Origin of the sequence: Acinetobacter sp. 1294243 (assembly GCF_000588015.1) — a bacterium.
Classification (GTDB): Bacteria; Pseudomonadota; Gammaproteobacteria; order Pseudomonadales; family Moraxellaceae; genus Acinetobacter; species Acinetobacter pittii.
This window is the reverse complement of sequence record NZ_JFXG01000012.1, coordinates 1-23,265: the sequence shown is the minus strand read 5'-3', so window position 1 is coordinate 23,265 and position 23,265 is coordinate 1. Positions and strand designations below refer to the sequence as shown.

Annotated in this window: 17 protein-coding genes and 2 pseudogenes; 11 read left to right on the top strand and 8 right to left on the bottom strand. The window is 33.6% G+C overall.

The window, feature by feature from the left end; genetic code table 11:
- Positions 1-158 precede the first annotated feature (158 nt).
- Both J655_RS18100 and J655_RS18095 read left to right on the top strand, forming a co-directional pair.
- The gene (locus J655_RS18100) at positions 159-1,577 is read left to right on the top strand and encodes a sensor domain-containing diguanylate cyclase (protein WP_019767941.1); all 1,419 of its coding nucleotides are present in this window, start codon (positions 159-161) and stop codon (positions 1,575-1,577) included.
- Between the two features lie 92 nt (positions 1,578-1,669).
- On the top strand, positions 1,670-2,023 hold the full coding sequence (locus tag J655_RS18095; protein ID WP_002120022.1) for a hypothetical protein: 354 nt from the start codon (positions 1,670-1,672) through the stop codon (positions 2,021-2,023).
- 21 nt (positions 2,024-2,044) lie between these two features.
- On the opposite strand, the gene bfmS is transcribed toward J655_RS18095, so the two are convergent.
- Genes bfmS through J655_RS25580 form a run of 3 tightly spaced genes read right to left on the bottom strand, consistent with a single transcriptional unit; the run spans position 2,045 to position 4,622 of the window.
- Positions 2,045-3,694: a sensor histidine kinase BfmS gene (gene bfmS / locus J655_RS18090; protein WP_032006728.1), complete on the bottom strand. Its 1,650-nt coding sequence runs from the start codon at positions 3,692-3,694 to the stop codon at positions 2,045-2,047.
- A gap of 32 nt (positions 3,695-3,726) precedes the next feature.
- Complete coding sequence (gene bfmR, locus J655_RS18085) at positions 3,727-4,443, bottom strand: response regulator transcription factor BfmR (RefSeq protein ID WP_000076440.1); 717 nt, start codon at positions 4,441-4,443, stop codon at positions 3,727-3,729.
- Complete coding sequence (locus J655_RS25580) at positions 4,440-4,622, bottom strand: hypothetical protein (RefSeq protein WP_031944149.1); 183 nt, start codon at positions 4,620-4,622, stop codon at positions 4,440-4,442. The genes bfmR and J655_RS25580 overlap by 4 nt, the downstream gene beginning before the upstream one ends.
- A 353-nt stretch (positions 4,623-4,975) precedes the next feature.
- Between J655_RS25580 and J655_RS18080 the strand changes: the two genes are divergently transcribed.
- The 3 genes from J655_RS18080 to J655_RS18070 all read left to right on the top strand — a co-directional run bounded on the left by J655_RS18080 (position 4,976) and on the right by J655_RS18070 (position 9,423).
- On the top strand, positions 4,976-7,810 hold the full coding sequence (locus J655_RS18080; RefSeq protein ID WP_002120003.1) for a ribonucleoside-diphosphate reductase subunit alpha: 2,835 nt from the start codon (positions 4,976-4,978) through the stop codon (positions 7,808-7,810).
- A gap of 56 nt (positions 7,811-7,866) precedes the next feature.
- Positions 7,867-8,001 carry a hypothetical protein gene (locus tag J655_RS24725; protein ID WP_002120013.1) on the top strand — a complete coding sequence of 45 codons (135 nt, stop codon included), beginning with the start codon at positions 7,867-7,869 and terminating at the stop codon, positions 7,999-8,001.
- 138 nt (positions 8,002-8,139) lie between these two features.
- Complete coding sequence (locus J655_RS18070; RefSeq protein ID WP_032042147.1) at positions 8,140-9,423, top strand: ribonucleotide-diphosphate reductase subunit beta; 1,284 nt, start codon at positions 8,140-8,142, stop codon at positions 9,421-9,423.
- A 120-nt stretch (positions 9,424-9,543) separates the two neighbouring features.
- Here the strand turns inward: J655_RS18070 and J655_RS18065 are convergent, their stop codons facing one another.
- Both J655_RS18065 and J655_RS18060 read right to left on the bottom strand, forming a co-directional pair.
- A complete protein-coding gene (locus J655_RS18065) occupies positions 9,544-9,837 on the bottom strand; it encodes a hypothetical protein (RefSeq protein WP_002120070.1) in 294 nt (97 codons plus the stop codon).
- Positions 9,838-10,053: 216 nt separating this feature from the next.
- Positions 10,054-10,638: a recombinase family protein gene (locus J655_RS18060; protein ID WP_005071105.1), complete on the bottom strand. Its 585-nt coding sequence runs from the start codon at positions 10,636-10,638 to the stop codon at positions 10,054-10,056.
- An 839-nt stretch (positions 10,639-11,477) separates the two neighbouring features.
- Between J655_RS18060 and J655_RS18055 the strand changes: the two genes are divergently transcribed.
- Together J655_RS18055 and J655_RS18050 are read left to right on the top strand one after the other, a co-directional pair.
- Positions 11,478-12,065, top strand: coding sequence for a recombinase family protein (locus J655_RS18055; protein ID WP_025469862.1), 588 nt, complete (start codon positions 11,478-11,480; stop codon positions 12,063-12,065).
- A gap of 585 nt (positions 12,066-12,650) precedes the next feature.
- Positions 12,651-13,022, top strand: coding sequence for a hypothetical protein (locus tag J655_RS18050; protein WP_005071111.1), 372 nt, complete (start codon positions 12,651-12,653; stop codon positions 13,020-13,022).
- Positions 13,023-13,067: 45 nt separating this feature from the next.
- Here the strand turns inward: J655_RS18050 and J655_RS18045 are convergent, their stop codons facing one another.
- Positions 13,068-13,475, bottom strand: coding sequence for a hypothetical protein (locus J655_RS18045; RefSeq protein WP_032052748.1), 408 nt, complete (start codon positions 13,473-13,475; stop codon positions 13,068-13,070).
- Between the two features lie 624 nt (positions 13,476-14,099).
- Positions 14,100-14,724 (bottom strand): annotated as a pseudogene (locus J655_RS24720) (hypothetical protein).
- 732 nt (positions 14,725-15,456) lie between these two features.
- Between J655_RS24720 and J655_RS18035 the strand changes: the two are divergent.
- The 4 genes and pseudogenes from J655_RS18035 to J655_RS18020 all read left to right on the top strand — a co-directional run bounded on the left by J655_RS18035 (position 15,457) and on the right by J655_RS18020 (position 20,533).
- Positions 15,457-17,115: a poly alpha-glucosyltransferase gene (locus tag J655_RS18035; RefSeq protein ID WP_032052746.1), complete on the top strand. Its 1,659-nt coding sequence runs from the start codon at positions 15,457-15,459 to the stop codon at positions 17,113-17,115.
- 44 nt (positions 17,116-17,159) lie between these two features.
- Positions 17,160-17,909 (top strand): annotated as a pseudogene (locus tag J655_RS18030) (CatB-related O-acetyltransferase).
- A gap of 48 nt (positions 17,910-17,957) precedes the next feature.
- Positions 17,958-19,499 carry a glycosyltransferase gene (locus J655_RS18025; RefSeq protein WP_032052745.1) on the top strand — a complete coding sequence of 514 codons (1,542 nt, stop codon included), beginning with the start codon at positions 17,958-17,960 and terminating at the stop codon, positions 19,497-19,499.
- Positions 19,499-20,533: a hypothetical protein gene (locus tag J655_RS18020; RefSeq protein ID WP_005071122.1), complete on the top strand. Its 1,035-nt coding sequence runs from the start codon at positions 19,499-19,501 to the stop codon at positions 20,531-20,533. Before J655_RS18025 ends, J655_RS18020 begins: the two co-directional genes overlap by 1 nt.
- A gap of 133 nt (positions 20,534-20,666) precedes the next feature.
- Here the strand turns inward: J655_RS18020 and J655_RS18015 are convergent.
- Positions 20,667-23,265 (bottom strand): ABSDF2314 family large adhesin (locus tag J655_RS18015; protein WP_155762641.1); only part of this gene is annotated, 2,599 nt, incomplete at its 5' end.

Here is a 23,265-nt window from a genome sequence, read left to right as displayed (position 1 = left end):
ACAGTTGAAGCGCTTAATAACTTTTTATAACTTACTTTTTTATAATATTAGTTTGTTTTTTATTGTATTCAGCTTCTCCTCTGAATTATGATGAATGTTTAATCATGCATAATATTTTATTACTCTTGGATAAGAGTATTTATCATTAAGGGCAGCTGATGCCATACTCACTTCGTGAATTTTCATTTCTCTCCTTTTTAAGATTTTTTCTCCTATTTAGCTTCATTATTGCGACATGTTGTTTCATTGGCATTGCATCTCGCCCTTTAAGTTTTCTTGCATTCTTTTGGCCTGCCAATTCGGTTTTGCTCGGATTGCTTATTCGTTTTCCAACCACACGCCGACCAAGCGCATTTTTAGGTGCCTATATAGGATATGTGATTGCTGACTTATTTCAAGGCACTCCATTTGCTCTCACACTTGTTTTAACAACATCAAACTTTCTTTATGTTGTTACTACGTTTGCGCTCTATATGTTTTTTAATCAACATATTAAGGCGGCCTATCGCGGTTATTCCTACCTTTTTTTATTTGGATTATGCGGAATAGGTAGCGTAGTAGGTGCATTGTTTGCAGCAACTTTCGTGCCTATGTTTAATACCAAATTTATGATTGGTGGCTTGTTGGATGAGTTTGGTTACTGGTTCACTTCAGAACTGCAAAATGCCTTGCTTCTTTTACCTATCATATTGAACATTCCTCAATATAGTCAGGTTAAGCATTACTTTTCAAGAAATCGTGGCCTACAACCAACCGACCTTTTACCTTTTGGCGCTGTGCTTATTTCGATTGCTGCTAGCTATTATGACTCTGGCCCGGGTTCACTCCTCTACCCGATTGCTGCACTGATCTGGTGTGCTATTCGCTATAAACCTATTGTTGTTGCACTCATTACTAGCTTTACCAGTGCTTATATTATTTATCATGTCTCTGGACATTACCTTTTGCTCTATCCAAACGAATATTTCAGTAATACGATCTCAATCCGAATTGGGTTAATTATGATGACGATTGCCCCACTTACGGTTTCTAGTATTAGTGTTTTGCATTCAGAGTTAATTCAAAAGCTTCAACATGCCATTGCACATGATGAGCTAACTTCAAGTCTGACTCGACGCCAGTTTTTACAGTCGGTCAGATTACTTCAAGAAAAAGTACAAAAAGAAAATAAGACCTCAGCTTTTTTCATGCTTGATGTCGACCACTTTAAGCAAGTTAACGACAACTATGGTCATCAAATCGGTGATCGGGCGCTACAAACTTGTGTCACCACGATTCAAAATATTTTACATCCTCATGATTTGTTAGGTCGCTTTGGAGGTGAAGAGTTTGCCATTTTTATTGCAGATACCACCAAGGAAAGTGCATTTGAACTGGCTGAACAAATTCGAATTAAAATTAGTCAGCAACCGATTTATATTTATGGGAAATTACCAATTTTTATACAGGTGAGTATTGGGATAAGCTTATATTCCCCATCGTCCCATCGAGCTATTGAAAGTTTATTTAAAGAAGCAGATGACGCTTTATATCAAGCAAAACGCCAAGGACGTAATCGAGTGTTTATATCTTTATAATTTTTTCATTTCATCATCTAGTGTAATGAATTTTATACAATAACCTGTGTTTTGCCATGTATGCTAATAACAGATAATAAGGAGAAAAATGCATGACTCTAGAATATACGCATAAACCAAACTACTACTTGTTTGCACAATTACTGGTGCGACATATAGAAAGCTATATTCACAAACATCCAGATGCCAACAATGCAATTTTTGACTTGCGGGATGTCTATGAAATATTTAGACAGGATTTTGCGTCAACGACAACAAACCTAGAAGGTATTTTGCATATTGCAGATGAATATAAAATAGAAACACTTAATGGAGATCAACCTCTTATTCAAAAATACCAGATTGATGCAAAAAACAATTCGTTACTGATCGATTTTAATTCCGATGCGTTAACCAGCTTAAGAAGCGGAAAACCTATTTTGGAACCAGATGCGACTCAACTATAAATAGATCAATAAAAAAGCACCTTATGAAGGTGCTTTTTTATTGGCTTTTAAAGGAGGCTGTTTAAAGCGTTTTGCTGGCCATGTCATGATAAAGCGAGCACCACCCAAGGTTGGGCTTTCATCCACTTTAATTTCACCGCCAAACCAATAGGCAATACGGCTTACGATAGACAACCCTAAACCATAACCGCCCGACGCACGCGTACGGCTATCGTCTAGACGGGCAAAAGCTTCAAATACTCTTTTACGGTCTTGTTCAGGAATACCTGCGCCATCATCTTCAACACAAACAAAGGCCATGCCATCGCTGTGGATACCACCGGTAATCCGAACTTTATTATCGCAATAACGAACCGCATTACCCACCAAGTTTTGAACAACACGATGTAAGTAACGACGCTCAGCATCTACTTTTACATAAAGTGGAGGAGCAACAAGTTCAATTTCTTTTTGCGTTTTTAAAGCTTCGGTTTCGACCGCAACCTGATCTAACACATCAAATAAAGTAATTTCATCAAAATCTAGTGAAGGTGTACCCTGCTCTAGTTTTGCATAAGTCATGATTTCATCAATTAAGGTATTGAGTGCTTCAATATCTTTATCAATCATATCGACCTGATGCATACGATGATTGTAATCATCTTCTTCCGCCAACATCTCTGTACCAAAGCGAATACGGGCAACAGGCGTTCTAAGCTCATGAGATACCGCTCTCATTAACTCACGCTGAGCCTCGATTAAACGCTGAATATGGTCAGACATGTTGTTATAACTTGATGCCAAGTTTGCCATTTCGTCACTTCCTTCAATAGGAACACGCAATGACAAATCACCAGACTTCATGCGGTTTAATGCATAACGTACTTGGCGAATTTTACGCTCTAGCGGCAAGATCAACCCATAGACACCTAGACTCAGCAAAAATAAGCTAAATAAAGTAATCCCTGCTGAAAGCTGCAAAGGCATCCAGTTAAACATCGGCACTGGTCCAAGCACGAGAACCCGTGTAGGCTGATTCGGAATTGGAGAGACGATTGAAATGGTTGTACCGCGGACTGTCGCACTGTCTTTGTACAACATGACGCTTTGGTCTTGGCGTAAACGACCAATTTGTTCAGAGTCCAGATTAACGTCTTGAATATTGTAGATATTAATTGGGTAAGAGAAATGCTTTTGAATCTTGGCAAGATATTCTTGTTCTTGCCCCGGATAAAACATTAGATAATCCAGTACAAAAATAGGGAGAGCCTTCATTTGGCGCTCCGTAATTTTGTCGACTTTTATAGATAAAAAATGCTGAGGGTCGTCACGTAAGCCAATAATGATATACGCAATACTATTACTGGCATCGTAACGGACAACAGATTTTTGAGCTTCGATTCGTTTTTTCTCGGTACGAGATAACTCAACCTTACTTGCATCAGTATAATAAATTGGAAGTTCCAATAAATCTGACGCATCTGAAACCCAGTCTATTTTCTGTTGTTTCCCCGGTTGTCGAGCGACTCCCTCACTAATGACATAAGAGATACCATCAGTTAAAGATTCTCGGTATTCTTGTGCCCGTTGATAATTGATAATTTGTACAAGCAAATAACCAAAGACAGCAACCAAAACAACAAGAATTACCAGTCCCGCATATATTCGCAGGAATATACTGTGTTTAAACACTCGACCAACCTTATAGGAAGTTTATTCAGATCTTATAACCCATTGGTTTCTTTAACGAACAAGTAACCTTTACTACGTACTGTTTTAATACGTTTTGGATTTTCAGGATCATCACCAATTTTTGGACGAATACGTGAAATACGGACGTCGATTGAACGGTCCTGACCATCGTATTCGATACCACGTAAACGTTCGAAGATATCTTCACGCGATAAGATACGACCAGCATTTGATGCAAGCAACCATAATAGGTCATATTCTGCGCTAGTGAAGTCAACAAGTTCACCATTTAGCGTTACAGAACGACCGCCATTATCAATTACAAGGTCATCGAACTCGATACGTTGAGCAACTTCATCTTCTACAGTTTTATCTGTGCGACGTAATAGTGCACGGATACGCGCTAAAAGAACACGTGGTTGAACCGGTTTAGCAACATAGTCATCTGCGCCCATTTCCAAACCAAGCACCTGATCCATGTCTTCTGTACGTGCAGTCAACATCAGAATCGGTTGATGGTAATGTGGACGAACTTCACGGCAAACTGTTAAGCCATCGGCACCCGGCAACATGACATCCAAGACCACTAGATCTGGTTGTTCACTAATAATACGACGAATTGCACGGTTACCATCAGTTTCTACACCAACTTCCAAGCCGTTGCGAATTAAATATTCTTGAGTTAATCGCGCTAAGCGCTCGTCATCTTCAACGATCAGAATCTTTGGTAACTTTTCTTCTTGGCTCATATCATTGCCCCTATAAATCTCGTTTCATGCATCTTAAAAATCTTGCAGATACATTCGTTTATCATTTGCAATATACACACGTTTACATTGTAAACAAGTAGGCGTTCACCAAACTGATACATGACCATCGTATTTTGTTGCATTTTATTAGCCTTTGAATTTTCACGTGTTTTTAAGATTTATTTATTGTTATTAAATTTCATATTCTATTCATATTTCCAATGTATGAATATTAAACAAATTATTTCTCTGTTTAGTTTAAATTTATTTAAGTGTTTGTTTTTTGAGTTATCCACAAAGTTATCTATAAGTGTTTTTTAACAGCTTTGCTATGCTATCTCCCATCAAATCATACAGATAAAAAATTACTAAAAAGTCAAGATTGATCTGCTATGAAAAATCCCGTATCTTGTGTTGAAAATAAACTTTAACTACTAAGTCTTGTGTTTATCCCTCAAATATCGTGGCATGTTTTTTGCTCGGTTCAAACGGTCTATGAACATAACAAAAGTGACAATGGAGCTATGCTGGCATGAGCGTAATTACTTCGACTCCCGGTCAAATTCAGGTGATTAAGCGCACTGGAGATGTTGCTGCATTTGATGCAGAGAAAATTTCAGTTGCGATTGGTAAAGCTTTTCTTGCTGTGGAAGGTCAACAGAGTTCGGATTCTAGCCGTATTCATGACCGTATTACCCAGTTGACGGAAATGGTCTTAAATACTTTTACTCGCCGTTTACCATCGGGCGGTACGATCCATATTGAAGAAATTCAAGATCAAGTAGAACTTGCTTTAATGCGTACTGGGGAACAAAAGGTTGCCCGCGCTTATGTGATTTACCGTGAACAACGTGCTAGCGCTCGTCAGCAAACGAACTCAAACCACCACCCTACTTTACAAGTTACCGACAAAAACGGTCAGCTTCAGCCACTTGATTTAAGTGCATTGCAAGCAACTGTTTCTAAGGCAGCTGAAGGTTTGGAAGGTATTGACGTTCAAGCCATTGTCGATGAAACCGTTAAAAACTTATATAACGGCGTAAAAGAAAGTGATATTGCCACAACAATGATGATGGCAACACGTACCCGTATTGAACAAGAACCTAACTACACTTACGTGACTGCACGTTTGCTTTGTAACGAATTAGTGAGCACTGGTTTAACGTTCTTAGGCTTATCAACAGATACACCAGAAAACAATGCACTTGAAGCATTCTTGAAAAAAGGTGTTGAGCTTGATTTGCTTTCACCTGACTTGCTTGACTTCGACTTAGAAAAATTATCAGCAGCAATTCAGCCAGAACGTTCTAATCAGTTCACCTACTTAGGTTTACAGACTTTATTTGACCGTTACTTCATTCACTCAAACGGCGTTCGCTTCGAATTACCACAATTATTCTTCATGCGTGTGTCGATGGGTCTTGCACTCAATGAGCAAGATAAAGAAGAGCGTGCAATTGAGTTCTATAACTTATTGTCTAGCTTCGACTACATGGCTTCTACGCCTACCCTGTTTAACTCAGGTACATTACGTCCACAGCTTTCAAGTTGTTATTTAACAACAATTGGCGATGACCTTTATGACATTTATGGCGCGATGCGTGACAACGCAATGCTTTCTAAATGGGCTGGTGGTTTAGGTAATGACTGGACACCTGTACGTGCCTTGAACTCTTATATTAAAGGTACTAACGGTAAGTCTCAGGGTGTTGTTCCATTCTTGAAAGTTGCGAACGATACAGCTGTTGCAGTAAACCAAGGTGGTAAGCGTAAAGGTGCTGTGTGTGCATACCTAGAAACTTGGCACTTAGACATCGAAGAGTTCTTAGAGCTTCGTAAAAACACGGGTGATGACCGTCGCCGTACTCACGACATGAACACTGCGAACTGGGTTCCAGACTTGTTTATGCAACGTGTATTTGAAGATGGTGAATGGACATTATTTACTCCTTCTGAAACTCCTGACTTGCACGACTTAACTGGTGCTGAATTTGCTGAGCGTTATGCTTACTATGAGTCTGTAGCGAAAGAAACTAACATGCTACATAAGAAAGTACGTGCTAAAGACTTATGGCGCAAAATGCTTTCTATGTTGTTTGAAACTGGTCACCCGTGGATCACATTCAAAGATGTATGTAACTTACGTTCACCACAACAACACGTTGGTGTAGTTCACTCATCTAACTTATGTACTGAAATTACCTTGAACACAAATCAAGACGAAATTGCAGTATGTAACTTAGGTTCGATCAACCTTGTACAACACGTTCAAGGTGGTGTATTAGACCGTGAAAAGTTAGCTCGCACTATTAAAACAGCAGTACGTATGCTCGATAACGTGATCGACATTAACTACTACGCTGTACCACAAGCGAAAAACTCTAACTTGAAACACCGCCCTGTCGGTATGGGTATCATGGGCTTCCAAGATGCTCTATATGAAATGGGTATTGCTTACGGTTCAGACGCTGCTGTTGATTTTGCTGATGAATCAATGGAAGTAATTAGCTACTACGCGATTGAAACTTCAAGCAACTTGGCTGTTGAACGTGGTGCTTACTCAACATTCAAAGGTTCATTGTGGGATCAAGGTATCCTTCCAATCGACTCTTTAGAAATTGTTGCGAAATCTCGTCCAGAGCGCATGTTCGAAGTTGACCGTACTCAACGTTTAGACTGGGACACTTTACGTGCCAAAGTTCAAAAAGACGGTATGCGTAACTCAAACGTGATGGCGATTGCTCCAACTGCAACCATCTCTAATATTTGTGGTGTTTCTCAGTCTATTGAGCCAACATTCCAAAACTTATATGTGAAATCTAACTTGTCTGGTGAGTTCACTGTTATTAACCCATACCTTGTTCGTGCATTAAAAGAACGCGGTCTTTGGGACACAGTAATGGTTAACGATCTTAAACACTTTGAAGGTTCAGTACAAAAAATTGCTCGTATTCCTGAAGAATTAAAAGCAATCTTTGCTACTGCGTTTGAAGTAGATACACGTTGGATCGTTGATGCTGCATCACGCCGTCAAAAATGGATTGATCAAGCTCAGTCGCTTAACCTTTACATCTCTGGTGCAAATGGTAAGAAACTTGACATCACTTACAAGATGGCATGGTTACGTGGTCTTAAGACGACTTATTACCTCCGAGCTTTAGGTGCAACTTCTGCTGAAAAATCTACAATTAACACAGGTGCTTTAAACGCAGTTAAACCTGCGACTGTTGAAGCAGCAGCTGTTGCTGCCCCTGTTGTAGAAGCGAAGAAACCAGAAGCAGCGGTTGAAGAAGAAGGCTTCACTCAAGCAGCTCCTGTACCAATGGCTTGTTCAATCGACAACCCTGATTGTGAAGCTTGCCAATAACATTGAATAAGGTTGCTCTTTTTCACTAAAGAGCAATCTTAAAAGAGGTAAAGATTATGCTTTCTCATCTCAGCCATAACTATATGCTTGGTGTTGGAGTTTTAATCTTTGCCTTTATTTTCTTTTATATGCCGATGGTTTACGCATTTATCACAATACGTAAGCAGCAGCGTAAACAAAATAAGTTGTAGTGAGTAGAGACCAAAGGCCCAAAATTTGGTCATGCATCAATAAAACTTAATTTTGTTTACACATTAAAAGCGTATAGTAGGGACATCTTCGTTTAAGAGATGTCAAATATAGATATATACAACGAAGAGAGAACAAAAATGTCTATCCTTAGTTGGGACGATTTTGAAGATGATTCGCAAAAACCGACTACACCTGAACACAAGTCTGCGCCCGTCCAATCGGAAAAAGCGTCAGATTCGCAGAATGTATCTACTGCGCAGCCATCATCGTCGAGCGTGGCAGCTCCACAATCCGCTGGAACCCATTCCGTGCGACCAACAGTTGCCTCCGATACAGTGGCTAGAGCCGCTCAAGCCTTAGAACATTTAGACGTTGCCCCTGGCCTTGAAGAGCTAGAAATGGGTGCCCAACGTGTTCAAGTTGACGACAAAGCCATGATTAACTGTCGTGCGGACTTGAACCAACTTGTACCATTCAAATATGAATGGGCTTGGCAGAAATATCTTGACGGATGTGCAAACCACTGGATGCCTCAAGAAGTTAACATGAACCATGACATCGCGCTTTGGAAGTCTGAAAATGGCTTAACTGAAGATGAGCGTACTATTGTTATGCGTTCTTTAGGTTTCTTCTCGACTGCGGATTCTTTAGTTGCAAACAACTTGGTATTGGCGATTTACCGTCACATTACTAACCCTGAATGCCGTCAGTACATCTTGCGTCAAGCGTTTGAAGAAGCGATTCACACTCACGCTTACCAATACTGTATCGAATCTTTAGGTATGGACGAAGGCGAAGTCTTCAACATGTACCGCGAAGTTCCATCTGTTGCACGTAAAGCAGCTTGGGGCTTGAAATATACTCAATCTTTAACTGATCCTAATTTCCACACAGGTACACCTGAAAACGACCAACGCTTACTTCGTAACTTGATCGCATTCTACTGTGTACTTGAAGGGATCTTCTTCTACTGTGGCTTTACTCAAATTTTGAGTATGGGTCGTCGTAACAAGATGAACGGTGTTGCTGAGCAATTCCAATACATCTTGCGTGATGAGTCTATGCACTTGAACTTTGGTATCGACATGATTAACCAAATCAAGATTGAGAACCCTCACCTTTGGACTGCTGAGTTCCAACAAGAAGTGGTTCAAATGATTGTTGAAGGTACGATGCTTGAAATCGAATATGCACGTGACACAATGCCACGCGGTGTATTGGGTATGAATGCAAGCATGATGGAAGAATACTTAAAATTCATCTGTAACCGCCGTTTATCTCAGTTAGGTTTACCAGAGCAATTTGCTGGTGTAACGAATCCATTTGCGTGGATGTCTGAGATGATGGACTTACGTAAAGAAAAGAACTTCTTCGAAACTCGCGTAACTGACTACCAAACTGGTGGTGCGTTAAGCTGGTAAGTCTAACTTATCAAATCAAAAGAGCCACTCTACTCGAGTGGCTTTTTTATTGAATATATAGAGAATTAGCAAATCAAAGATTTATTCCATATAAAAAATATTAAAATCAAAATATAAAAATTAACAGGTACATACCCAAAACATATTATAGATAAGGTGAGTTGGCGCTCTTGCAGGATAAGTATCTTTTTCGAAAACCTTATAGGTTCTATTCTTATATTTGATGATCAATAATTCTTCTTTTCGATCAATAACTAAACCAACTTTATAAATAAAATAAAAAGAATCATTCTTATTTATGCGTCTAAATACAAATTGTACTAAATCTTCTTTTTGTATTTTTGAATGATCAACCACTATAAAACCTTCACATATAGAACACTTCCATTTGATTAAATCAATACTCATATCCATATTTCGCGCTACCAAAATTATATAAATAAACCTTAAGTTAATAAATATAACTTTTAATAAGTTAAGATATAGCTAAAGGCCTATACAACAATATCAATAGAAATATTAAAATATCAATATGAATTTAATTTTAAAATTTAAATATTAATTTAATAAGTATTAAATAAAATTTTAAAACATGATTTAATACTTATTAACAGCAAAATTTTTCATATCTTAATTGTCAGATTTTTTAATTATTCTTTGAATCACTGTCCTTGAGACAGCAAGGTCCTTAGCTAACGAATATACACTAAAACCTTTCTTAAATTTATTAATAACATCCTGTTTTTGATCGTTGGATAATTTTTCAGGTCTACCCCCTTTTCTGGATAAACTAGATTTTTTTTGTCCAACACAATCAATTAAAAAAAGTTTTTCAAAATTAATGCAAATTTCTATAAAGTGGATAAAATTATTTTTAATATCATCTTCAAATTCACAATTAAAATAATCCAATATAATTAATTTAATCTTCTTTCTTTCAATTAACTTAATAGATGATAATATCTCCGTAAAACTACTACCCAAGCAATCAATACCTTTAACTATTAAAAAATCATCTTCTTCTAAAGAATAGTTAATTAAATTAAGAAAAATAGTTCGTAAAGTAATAGGTTTATCTACTGATACTAATTCAAAAATGACTCTCTTAGGATGAATTTTATAATCAAAGCTATTTAATAAAGAAATAAAAGATTCTTTCTCTTCTTCAATATTTTCAATACTACAATTTACTCGTATATAGGCATAAATACGCATATCTCCTCCTATTCCTTAGAGTGATGTGAAGAGTATCTATAAAGTAAATTCAAATCAAAATATACTTTTTAGCTCTTCACTTATTGTTTGTTATATAATTAGTTTATTAATTTTAGACTTTTTATAGTAATGTAAATATTTTTATATTTCCATAATTTTAAAAATTCCCACACGGCAAAATTTAAACACATATAATATAATAAAATATTATATAATTATTAAAAAATTAGTTGAAAAATACTTTAATTTTTATAATAAAAAAGTTTAGTATTAAATAAATTATAAATATAAGAAAATATTAATTTTTTTTAAAACATGTTTATGAAATATAAATAAAATATTTAAAATTATAATTTAGATCATTTACAAATGACCATATTAAATAGTTTTAAAACTATGTATTTTATTTTTATAAAAATTAAAAACACAATTAAAAACAAAAAATAAAAAATAAAATTCATTTAAAATCAATTATATAACAAAAAAGCTAGTAATTAGCAGATTGACCCCATAATGTTTTGTTACGTCATACACCATTAAATTAATTTAATTAAAAAATAAAACTAGATTTTAATATTAGATTTATATTAAATTCAAAAATAATTAAGTAAGGAGATTATTAAAGATGAAAAAAACAAACATCATAGAACTAACAAAATTATTAACTAATATAATAAAGATGATAAAAAAACCTAATAACCCATATAGATTTAAGTATGTATTTAATTAACATGTTTTAAACACTGTATAGTACACTTTTGTGATTTAGTTCATGTTTTTTTTAAAAAAATAAGATGCTAAGATTTGTTTTGTTTTTGTTTAATTTTGGTGTTTTTAATATGCGTACATATGCCTATGTTAGAATAGAGCCTAATTTGCAGTTTGAATTTTCTAGATATATCACCTTTTTTAGTGAGTATGGCTATAAGATTCAAAAGAATAGATTAGTAGTAGAAGAAGTATCGGTTGATAAATCTATTATTTATAGAGATAAATTTCTTAATCTAATAAGTTATTCATTAGAAGAAGGCGATATTTTAGTGATAAAAAGCATGGATTGCTTGGGTAACAGTTTTGAGGAAATTTTAAGTATAGTTGATAAAATTGATCAAAAAAAAATCCGACTAATATGCTTGGATTACTCAAAAAATGAGATTAATGGTGACTTAAAAATTTTCTTTCTACATTTTTTAAAGCTATCAGCTGAATTTGAGAAATTATTTAAGTGTAATAATAAAAAATCCAAAGATCACAATCCGGTAAGAAAAGTTGGTAGACCGGAAATATTAAATAATGAACAAAAAACTAGAGTGATCGAATTGTTTAAAAAAGGCTATAGTGTGTATTCACTTGCTAAAGAATTTTCGGTTACAAGAACAGTAATTCAAAGGATTTTGAACAATGCCACTAAAACTAATATATTGTAGTTACTAGGAATTTTTAAGTTTAATTCTATTAAATAAATATGGAATATATAAAAATGGAATTAGAGATGAGTTACATTTTTTAATAAGGTTGATCTTCTACACCAAATTAATTATTAAAAATTTTAAGACAGACTCAACAACGTATTGATATATACAAACATATTCAAGCTATATTGTTATTCTTAAAATTTATATTATAAATAACTCGTTATAATTCAATATTAAGTTAATTTTGTCTTACAATTTTAAGGATTTTTTATTTTCATTAATTTTTAATTAATTAAGAGTAGCCAATTAAGCAAATCAAAAATATATTTTATTTTCAATTAATTATAAGAAATTTTGTGTAAAAAAATAATTAATATATATTTACTATTGATTATCTTATATATACAAAGTAAAGTTGCTTTATCAGAAATAATTTAATCAAATTATCAAAAAAAACTTGATAGTATTAATTTATTTCAAACATCAACTTAACACTTTAACTTTTTAAAATTTATGATTTCCATTTTGTATAAATTAACTTAATGCTTTTAAAGCATTATTACGAAAATTATTTTTTAGTTATGATAAACATTTAATATGAATGATATTTTTTGGAATTCTCTACCCGGCTCAGCAACCGGTGAGATTTTTACTCCCGAAGGAATTGGGCCTTTTCCAGCAATTATTATTTTTGATACAGGATTAAAAGAAAGTACTAAAACTTATGCTACTTTCTATGCAAAAAAAATGAAAGAAAGAGGTTTTTCTGTCTTTATAGTAAAATTAAACTTAAGTAAAAAAAATGAAATAGGTTCAGTAATAGAATTTATTTTAAAAAGAAATGAAGTAAACAGTGATAAGATATATTTAATAGAAATTGAAAAAAACAATTTGATAAATCTGAATATAGAATTATATAAAAATTACTTTCAAGCTATTGCTTCAATTAATTATTTTAATTACTTTTAGGAGAGTAAGCTACTAAAGCTTAGTCTCCCTTTATATATTTAATTATCAAAAACCGTGGCTTACAGATGATTTGGAAACATAAATTGAGTTTTGTGGGTTCGCATCTTCGACCCAACACGATTTAGGGACATTAACTTCCTCGCCACTTACTAAAGTAATCTTTGTCTGCTTCAACTCACTAATAGTATTACTCGCAGCATAGTAATGATGTTTATCACAAATCACTGTCTTCTTATGATTATTTGCATATTGAGCAGCTTTATCTGCTGTAACCTCACCTGAACCAAAGCTAGGATGGGCTGATTTTTCTGCTATTAAGTACAATTTATGATTCGCAATTGTATTAATAGAAGGTGGTGAATAAACCGATTGATGTCCATATGGTTGATTCACACAACCAGAAAAGATTAGTGTTAATGAAAATACGATTTGAGTTAGAATTAAATTCTTCATTAATTTTAATCCTCATGTTAAATATATAAAAATCCATTTTATAAATCCCATCTTAAATTAAAATTTAGAGAGTTGGAATTATTAACAATAGATATACCCCAATACATTTAAGTGAAATTTAACCTTGCATTCTTAAATTGGAATAAAAGAAATCAATATAACTTTAAGTTCTTTATTAATTAAGAAGAGTCCACACCCTAAAAGGCTGTGGACTTAGTGAATATCACTCAAACCTGAAATACGAGGATAGTTGCATAATAAAAATCCTCAAAATTATATTCACATAAGCCTCCATTTGTATCAATTACAAATCAATTAATTTCAAAAATAAATTTTTTTATTAAAAAATTATCTTTATTTTACATACACTAAGATCACTTCCATCAAAAAAAATGTTTTAAAATCATGTTTTAAATACTTAAATTTCAAACATTATAAAAATAATTAAAGATAGAATGCTTTCAAAATTTATTGTCCAGAATTTATAGTTTTTACATCTATATTAATTTTCATCTAAACTTTCATTTCGTTTATAAAACTTATATTTAAGTAATAAACAATTAAATAGATCATTTTATAGATTCAAAGCAAGCTAATCTTTTAATATCCGCATAAAAGTGATTCCTATGAATGATAGCAATAGTACTTTTTTATTGTTCTATGCAAATAAAAAGTACGCTTATAGATTTCCAGCTTGGTCAAGAATATTTAAGGTTGGCATTCCTCTTGCACACATCCCTGCGATCTTAGTAGCTTTCTCAGCCAAATTATGATGATCCCTATCAGCCGCTTGTAAATTTATGATATTTGATGCCCAAGATAATTGAATCAACTTGTCATGAAGTACTTTTTGAGAAACCCAAGGCACAATACTGTCATTTAAATCCCCCACAACAAATACTCTATTCGCTGGGTGCTTGGGTGTAAGTGCTGTTATTGCATCTACAGTTTCAAATAGTCTTGGATCAGATGTCTTCCCCAATGCTTCTGCCAATATTTTTGGTGATGAAGGGGCTGAACTTGGGATAGCACATAATATATCTGTCCTTTTTGATAATAAGGCAGATACAATATGACCACCACCACTATGCCCAACTAACACATAATTAAGGATTTGATGCCTTTGTTTAATTTTATTTAATGCTTCAGACATTAATAAAGATTCTAATGGCTTTCTAGCACCATTATGTACACCAGACGATCCATAAATCCCTGGACGAGCTACAAAAATATATGGGAAATTATACAACTCTGTGGACTTAACGACTGCTTCATTAACTTTGTCCTGTGGTTTTTTGTCAGTATATGATGCAGGTGCTTTGCCTCCTACAATTGCTACATCACCAGAAAAATACGCAATCGCTCTATTATTCGTTTGATTTTCGAGTAATCCGGCAGAATAATATCGTATGCATTCTTTATATGAGTAACCATTTAAATTCACTTCAGCCCAAACTGTTCTTCCGATTCCCGAATTGTCCAATTGTGTACATTGTGCTTGGGTCGAAGTAACAACTTTATATGCATCATCTCCGATAAAATTTCCATTTGTTAAATCAATACTAACTGTTTCAGCAAAGCTATGATTAGCAGCTAAAAACATCAATAAAGAAATTATTTTTTTCATAATTAACCTTTTTAATTCAAATAAATTTTAGACAATTAAATTAACAATCAAGATTAATTAACACAACAAAAATAGAAATATTAAAATTATATAAAACATATAATTAATTTATTTTATCAAAAAAAAATAAACTAGGACACATAAAATTATGTTTTAAACCATACTAAAATTAAAACATATGAATTAAATTTCGAATAATTTTAAACACAACTAAAGCCTTAAAATCACTTCTAGTACAACAAAAAAACCAATACAATAACAAGCAGAATTAAATATCACTCTATTATTTTTTAAGAAAGGAATTAAAACAATTTAATTGTTTTCTAGCCAAGATTAACTTAATTAGGTCGCAATATGCTACATCAATTAAAATATTTAGATTTAAGTAATTTAAAAAATCAGATCAGTGAATGGATATCACTATATGATCAGACTGACTCTGAAAAAAAAATAGTCTTTATCTCATATGGTTGCCTAGATCAACGGTGTAAAGTTTTTTCAATTGCTAGTTCTGATATACAAAAACTGCAAAAAAAAATAAATAACTTTTTAGAAAAAATTTTTCTTAGAGATAAACGTTATCTAGGCTATATAAAACTTGATGTTGTAACTCACATAGAAAAGAAAAGTTGGACCGATGTTACCCATGATATATCTAATCAAAAGCATAATAATCACTTTAGAAAAGGTATTAGTTTTGATAAAGATTTCAATATATGTTTTTTAGAACAAGAGATTTATGGGAATGCAATCATACGAGGAATTTCATATGATCAAAAAAATTTTATTGACCAAAATAATTTAAATAAAGCAATCAAGAAAAAATATTCTTCTATTCAAAAAGATTTAGAAATTATTAAAATTAAAGATGTATGGCTTTTTGAAACTGAAAGTGTATTTTACGAAAATGGTAAATTCATTAAACTTCAAAGTGGAGGTTGTGAAAATGGGGTTAGGTTCATTGATAAAAATGATAAATCTCATATTAAAGAAATAATTAATAAAAATTCTAGTTTCCTAAGCAGTCAAATTTTAGAAGATGGGAAATTTATCTACGGCTATTTCCCTGCATTTAATAATGAAATTAAAAGCTACAATACAATACGGCATTGCACTTCAATTTATTCACTTTTAGAAACTTTTGAGATTGAAGAAAATAATCAATATTGGTCTAAAATTCACTTAGCTATTGAGTATAGCATCAAAAATTTTTATAAATTAATAGATGAAGATACAGCTCATATGATTGATGGAAATGACAATAATTATGAGATTAAGCTTGGTGCGAATGCAGCTACTATTTTAATGTTAACAAAATATCAGGAAATTACTAAAAATAAAAAATATCTAGAATATGCAGAAAAAATAGCAAATGGTATTATGCAAATGATTGATAAAACAGGAAAAACTACTCACATTCTGGAATACCCATCCTTGTCTATTAAAGAGAAATTTAGAATTGTTTATTATGATGGTGAAGCTGCACTGGCACTCTTAAGGCTTTATCAGTTAAATAATAATAAAGTTCTTTTAGATACTGTTAAGTTAATGTTTGATAACTTCATATCTAATTCATATGAAAAATATCATGATCATTGGTTAAGTTATTGTACGAATGAATTAACATTAGTATGTCCAGAAGTTAAATACTATCAGTTTGGTATAAATAACTATTTAAATCATATGGACTTTATTAAAAATCGTAAAACAGTATATGCTACTTTCCTTGAGATGATGATGTCTGCTTATAAAATGGTAAATCGTCTAAATATACAAGGTCATGAAAATCTATTTAAATCTTCTAAATTTGAAGAATTAAAATCTCTTATTCAGTTACGTGCTGAATTTCAACGCACAGGTTTCTTCTATCCAGAAGTTGCTATGTATATGAAAAAACCCAAGTCTATATTAAATTCTTTTTATGTAAGACATGATCGTTTTCGTGCTCGAATTGATGATCAAGAACATAATTTATCAGGTTACATTGCTTATTATTTACACTTCAAAGATTAGTTTCAAATCCAAAATTATTTAATAATGCAATTAAAGGTATTTTTATGAATAATGAAATATTTACTTTATCAAATGAAACTACAAATGTTGAGTTTTTTAAAATTGAAAAGAGTCTTAGTCGACTTAATATAAATATGTTTTTCCTTAAAAAAAATCCACATAAGCTTATTACACTAAATAATGATTTAAAACTTGAAGGACATAATAATTTTTATAATTCTGTTCTAAGCCTTTGTACAATTGGTGCCTTCTCATACTCATCTTCTAATCTTAACTATGGAGTATCTATTGGCCGCTATTGTAGTCTAGCAAGTAATATCAAAATTATGGGTGCCCACCACTTCCCCGAGTGGATTTCTACTTCACCTCACTTTTATAGTGAGGACTATCATGATACTGATCCAGCATTAGTCACCCATAATTATAGAAGTCGGCGTAATGTTACTATTGGAAATGATGTTTGGATTGGAGCTGATGTTGTTTTAAAAAATAATATTACAATTGGTGATGGAGCAATAATTGCTTCTAATAGTGTTATTACAAAGAATGTAGAACCATATACTATTGTGGGTGGTAATCCTGCCAAATTAATTCGTAAAAGATTCGAAGATACAGTCATTAAAGAATTAATGCACTTAAAATGGTGGAGATTTCATAAAAATGATTTAAAAGGTCTAAATTTTACAACCCCATCTGATTTCATAAATAATTAAGAAAAAAGAATTTATATGGAAAAATTAAATGAATACCAACCACAAATTTTTACAAAAAATGATTTACTGAAACCATCGTAAAGCAAACAAATCTTTTATGTTGTATAAATTATAAAATGGTTATTTATTATGAAAACTCAATATTTTTTTCTATTTCCAAAAATTGACCAAAAGAAAAATGGATTGGTTTTTGCTCTTTTAAAGCGCGCAAAAATACTAAATGAACAATTAGGTATTAGCCCCACAATTATTACTACTGAATATGATCGCTCACTTGCAGAAAATTATTGGAGCCTTATATCTACAAACTTAGCTCCTCCTTCTATTGGATATCTCAATTTATATGGTGATTTTCAAGGAACTCATCTAAAACTAGCTAATAAAAAAATCCATAACCCTATGGTAGAAATGTTTAACAGTAACATTTTAAAAACTATAATTCCTTTCACCTACAATCAACGTTTTCATGATAAAAATAATAAAAACTATTTGTACGAAATACGGCAAAATGACTCTCCTACTTTAAGTTATGTGAATACTTTCAAAAAAGGTGTAAAAACAGGACGAATTATTTATGACTCTTATGGTTATCTTAGTTGTATTCAAGTCATCAACCCAGAAAATCAAATGATAATAACTGAAACTTATTATCATACAGAAGGTTATCCAGTTATTATAAAAAACTATCAACTCAACGAAAAGAATAAAAACATTGTTTCAAATATTTTTTTATTTAATAAACAAGGTGTTATTAATGAGGTTTTTGATACTGAATCTCAGCTCATTCAGTATTGGTTCCTAAAAATCTCTCAACTTTATAAAAATGATCTGATGTATATTCTTATCGACCGTGCAATTCATTTCTATGAACCACTTAGAGAGATAAAACAAGAAAACATGCGATTTATTGGAACAATTCATGCTACCCATCTAAATGGCCATGATATTCAAAATTCTACAATTAATCGTCATTATCGTAGCTATTTTAAATATAGTAATGAATTAGACGCACTAGTAATCTTAACTGAACGCCAAAAACAACATATTCAACAGCGCTTTGGAATGGAAGAGAAATTATTTGTTATTCCACATATATATGAAAAAGCTATTGACCATGTCAATTTTTCAAACAGAGATCCAATGTTTTGCTTAACTATTGCTAGATATGATAAAGCGAAAAATTTAGATAGCTTAATTAGGGTTTTCAAAAAAGTTGTAGAAGTAATCCCCAATGCTTATTTAAACATTTATGGTTTTGGAAGTGAGCATAACTTCTTACAAAGTCAAATTGATGAACATCAGTTAAATAACCATATTAAATTGATGGGCTATAATGAGAATACTGATGCTTTATATAATAAGGCAAGCTTATTCCTTTTTTCTAGCCGATCTGAAGGTTTCGGTATGGCAGTTTTAGAAGCTCTATGCCATGGCTGCCCTGTCGTGAGTTATGACATCGATTACGGACCATCAGACATGATTAATCATGATGAAAATGGCTATTTAGTTACTTTTCAAGATGAAGAATTATTTGCACAGAAAGTAGTTTCTTTATTAAAAGATGAACACAAACGGCTTAAACTTAGTGAAAATGCATATGCATGTAGTCGACTCACAGATCAAAAACAATTTGCCCTAAAATGGCAAGAGCTTTTCCAGGCTATTCAGTAATGTTTTTTATGCATAAAAAAACTTTGGTTTTATTATTCTCTACATTTTGTGTATCTACTTATATTCATGCAAAAACTGATTGTTATTCAAGTAGCCCTCCTGTTGTTAAACAACTTGATCAAGTCTATTATGGCATGAATAATCTGCGTATTTTTTACACTACGTCTGGTGATAATGCTTTAATATTTCAGCAGGATAAAAATCTAAATCATGTTCCAGACTATGTAGAAAATATTGCTATTCAAGCAAATACCACACGAAAAGCTTGGTCCGTTTTAGGCTACCAAGATCCTTTGAATAGTCCACGCTATAAAAATAACGTCCAATATATTGATATACAAATACAGAAGCTTGATGGACTCGGACTAGCTTATGATGAACCCCATCGACATTCCAATAATCCATTAAAAAAAAATGCTTGTGCTCTAATTATTCTTATTAGCAATAATATTCCAAATCTAACTACTGACTCTTCATTAATAGCACATGAATTATTTCATCTTTACACCTATGGTTATACGATGTTTAAGCAACCTTGGCTGACAGAAAGCTTGGCAGCTTGGTCAGAAGGGATTATCAGAAAAGATAAGTTTGGTACATATGGACAAAGAAATTTGCCGAAAAATGAAGAAGATTTTGACAAATACATCTTGCAAAGAACTTATAGGACATCTCAATTATGGAACCGTCTTTCTACACTTGTAGATACATCTGATGGAAAACTATTTTTACCCTCTTCTCTCATAAAACAGAGATACACTGATGGGCAACCTGTTTTTCAAGATCAATATTTAAAAGGAACCGTCTTTATGAAAAAGTTTCTTGAAAATCTTAGAAGACAAGATCAACAAATTTCTATTTTAAATAATTGGAATTTATATCATTGGAAAGAAATTGATCAAAATTCAGCTCATTTCAACACACAAATTTTAGATACATTATTGATAACTCTAGAAAGCAAGAACGAACGTAATATAGAGAAAAATGAATTTAAAAGACTCTTAAAAAAAATTATAAAAAATAAAAAAATCTAGTTAATTTTACTTTCAAAAATATTAAATAAGCCATTTACTGCGACTAATGCTTTTAAAAACTGTTTTTCAATAAAAAAAGAGAAGGCACTGGTGCCTTCTCTTTTATTTACAGATTTCTATCAACAACAATCAATTAAAACAACAACTGATTATTATTCAATAACTCATCCAGTGTTGTATCTGTATTTTTCAATACAATGAGATCAGTTGAGTTATAGGTATTTCCAGTACCATCTCGATCAATACTAATCAAAGTATTACCCGCACCGTCAGAAGTAACAGACACATAATTAGAGATATTGCTTGCATTAGCGCCATTTAACAATGAACTAATATCAACTTTATCACCTTGTGCCAAATTAAAGTCAGTCCATTCATCCTTACCATTGCCACCTGTTGCATCAGCAGCGTTCAGTAAGTTATAGACAACTGTATCTGCACCAGCTCCAGTAGTAATAATGTCGTGGCTAGCGGTACTGATGGTCTCACTACCAATATTCACGGTCAAAGTTGCAGGTGTACTTTCATCACCTGTTGCAGCAACCAGTTTATAGTTCAATGTAGCGACATCACCAGAAGTAGCAGAACTATTTGCTGTGAACGTATATGTTCCATTTGCCGAAACAACGAATGTACCATCCTCAACCGTGATTGTTTGACCATTCGCTTGTACATATGTACCAGGCGAAGTTTCTACAAATACTTTTGTACTTGCTCCACCCGTTACATCTACACCATTACCAGAATCATCTGTTAACAAGTTACCCGTAGCAGTTACCGTCGCACCATTACCAACGAATTGGTCATAATGTGTGAAAGTAGCATTTACAGTAGTGTTGACAGTAGTTGTATTCGTTCCAGCAATCAGAGGAATATTAGATTCTGTGCTACCAAACACGACACGCCATTGACTAGCAGTGTCTGATGCAGAAACCTGATAAGAGCCACTGATCAACACAGTACCGCCAGCATCACCTAAGATTGGTGATGAATGTACAACAGAAGCTGATGCTCCAGGTTGAGTTGTCCAAACACCATTCACAAGTTTTTGCACTTGATAACTGAAAGTATCACCATTAGCAGAGCTATCGAGGATACCACCTTGTGTAGTTACAGAGAAATTAAGCGATGCGGCAGTATTTGCAGCGACATTAATCACATCGCTCGTATCAATACCAGCAACTGAAGTAGCAGCGCCAAATAACGGTTTCGTACTACTTGCAGCCATACTACCCGTATCAACAGTTGTATTGGTTGATGGAACTAATGTAATCGCAGCTGCTGCTGTATTATCAGTTGCCGTCAACTCTACGACACCATCTTGAGTTGGATCTTCTGGCCATGTGATATCAAGATCATTTGTATCAATGCGAACATTTAAAGTCGCTGTATCTTGATGCCCGTCACTATCCTGAATGGTGTAAGTGAAACTATCTACTTTACCTAAACTATTTGGAAAGGTGAAATCACGGATGTATTCATAATTACCATTCTTATCAATAAACAACTCACCATATTCACCTTGAATACGAGTAAATGCTTCACTGTCTTGTGGTAGAGCAGTTATCACACCATCTTCATTAGCAACACTGATAACCGTTGCTGTTTCACCAGCATGAATCACATCAGCAACGTCCGTTGGATTTTCAGGATTATTTGCTGTAATCACATTACCTTTTGCAACGACATCACCATAATCACTCAACACCTCGTTGGTAACAGAAATTGAAGCGATACCAATTCCTGTAACTTGTACGCCCTCACCTGGAGTTAATACAAGTGCATATTGTCCTTCAGGTAGATTACTGATGGATGCTCCACCTCCCATGACGCCTAAACCAACTCCAAGCATGGATCCAGCATTATCTATTTTATTATAGAGCTCATATCCACCCGTATTCTCGTTATAACGAAGAATATTAAGGTCATAAGAACCAATACCACCACCTATTAGAACTCCACCAAAAGATACATCAAACGATGCAATTCCACCTTCAGGTACAGTCACTGTAATTGGTGTTTGACCTTTCAAGTCAATAATTGGCCCAATCAATGATAATGATGGGAAGGTTACTAACGCACCACCCGGAATATCAGGATGAGTTACTACAGGATTAACCTCACTTAATACCGTAGCAATATCATCAATAGCATCAATGAAAACTGGAACTATAGATGTGACTGGTAATGAAGTATTACCTGCTGCATCTGTCGCTGTTGCTGTTACAACATCGCCAGTTACTAATGTGCCAGGATTAGCTACAGACCAAGTACCATCACCTTCTGTAGTAGTAGTAATGGTACTACCATCTGGGAAGGTTACAGTTACTGTTGAACCTGGTTCTGCCGTACCTGTGATCGGATCAACATCATCCAATTCATCAATAGCAATTACTGGAGGTACAGTATCTACAACTTCTGTTGCCGGTACTGATTCATTACCTGCTGCATCTGTCGCTGTTGCTGTTACAACATCGCCATCATTCAAGCCTGGGTTCGGTACTGTCCAGCTTCCATCTGTACCTGCAACAACTGTTGCTGTGGTGCCATCTGGATAAGTCACTGTCACGGTTGAACCTGGTTCTGCCGTACCCGTAATCGGATCCGTGCCATTGATTGGGTCAATCTCTGGTGCAGTCGGAGCCAATGCATCTACAACTTCTGTTGCCGGTACTGATTCATTACCTGCCGCATCTGTCGCTGTTGCTGTGACAACATCGCCATCATTCAAG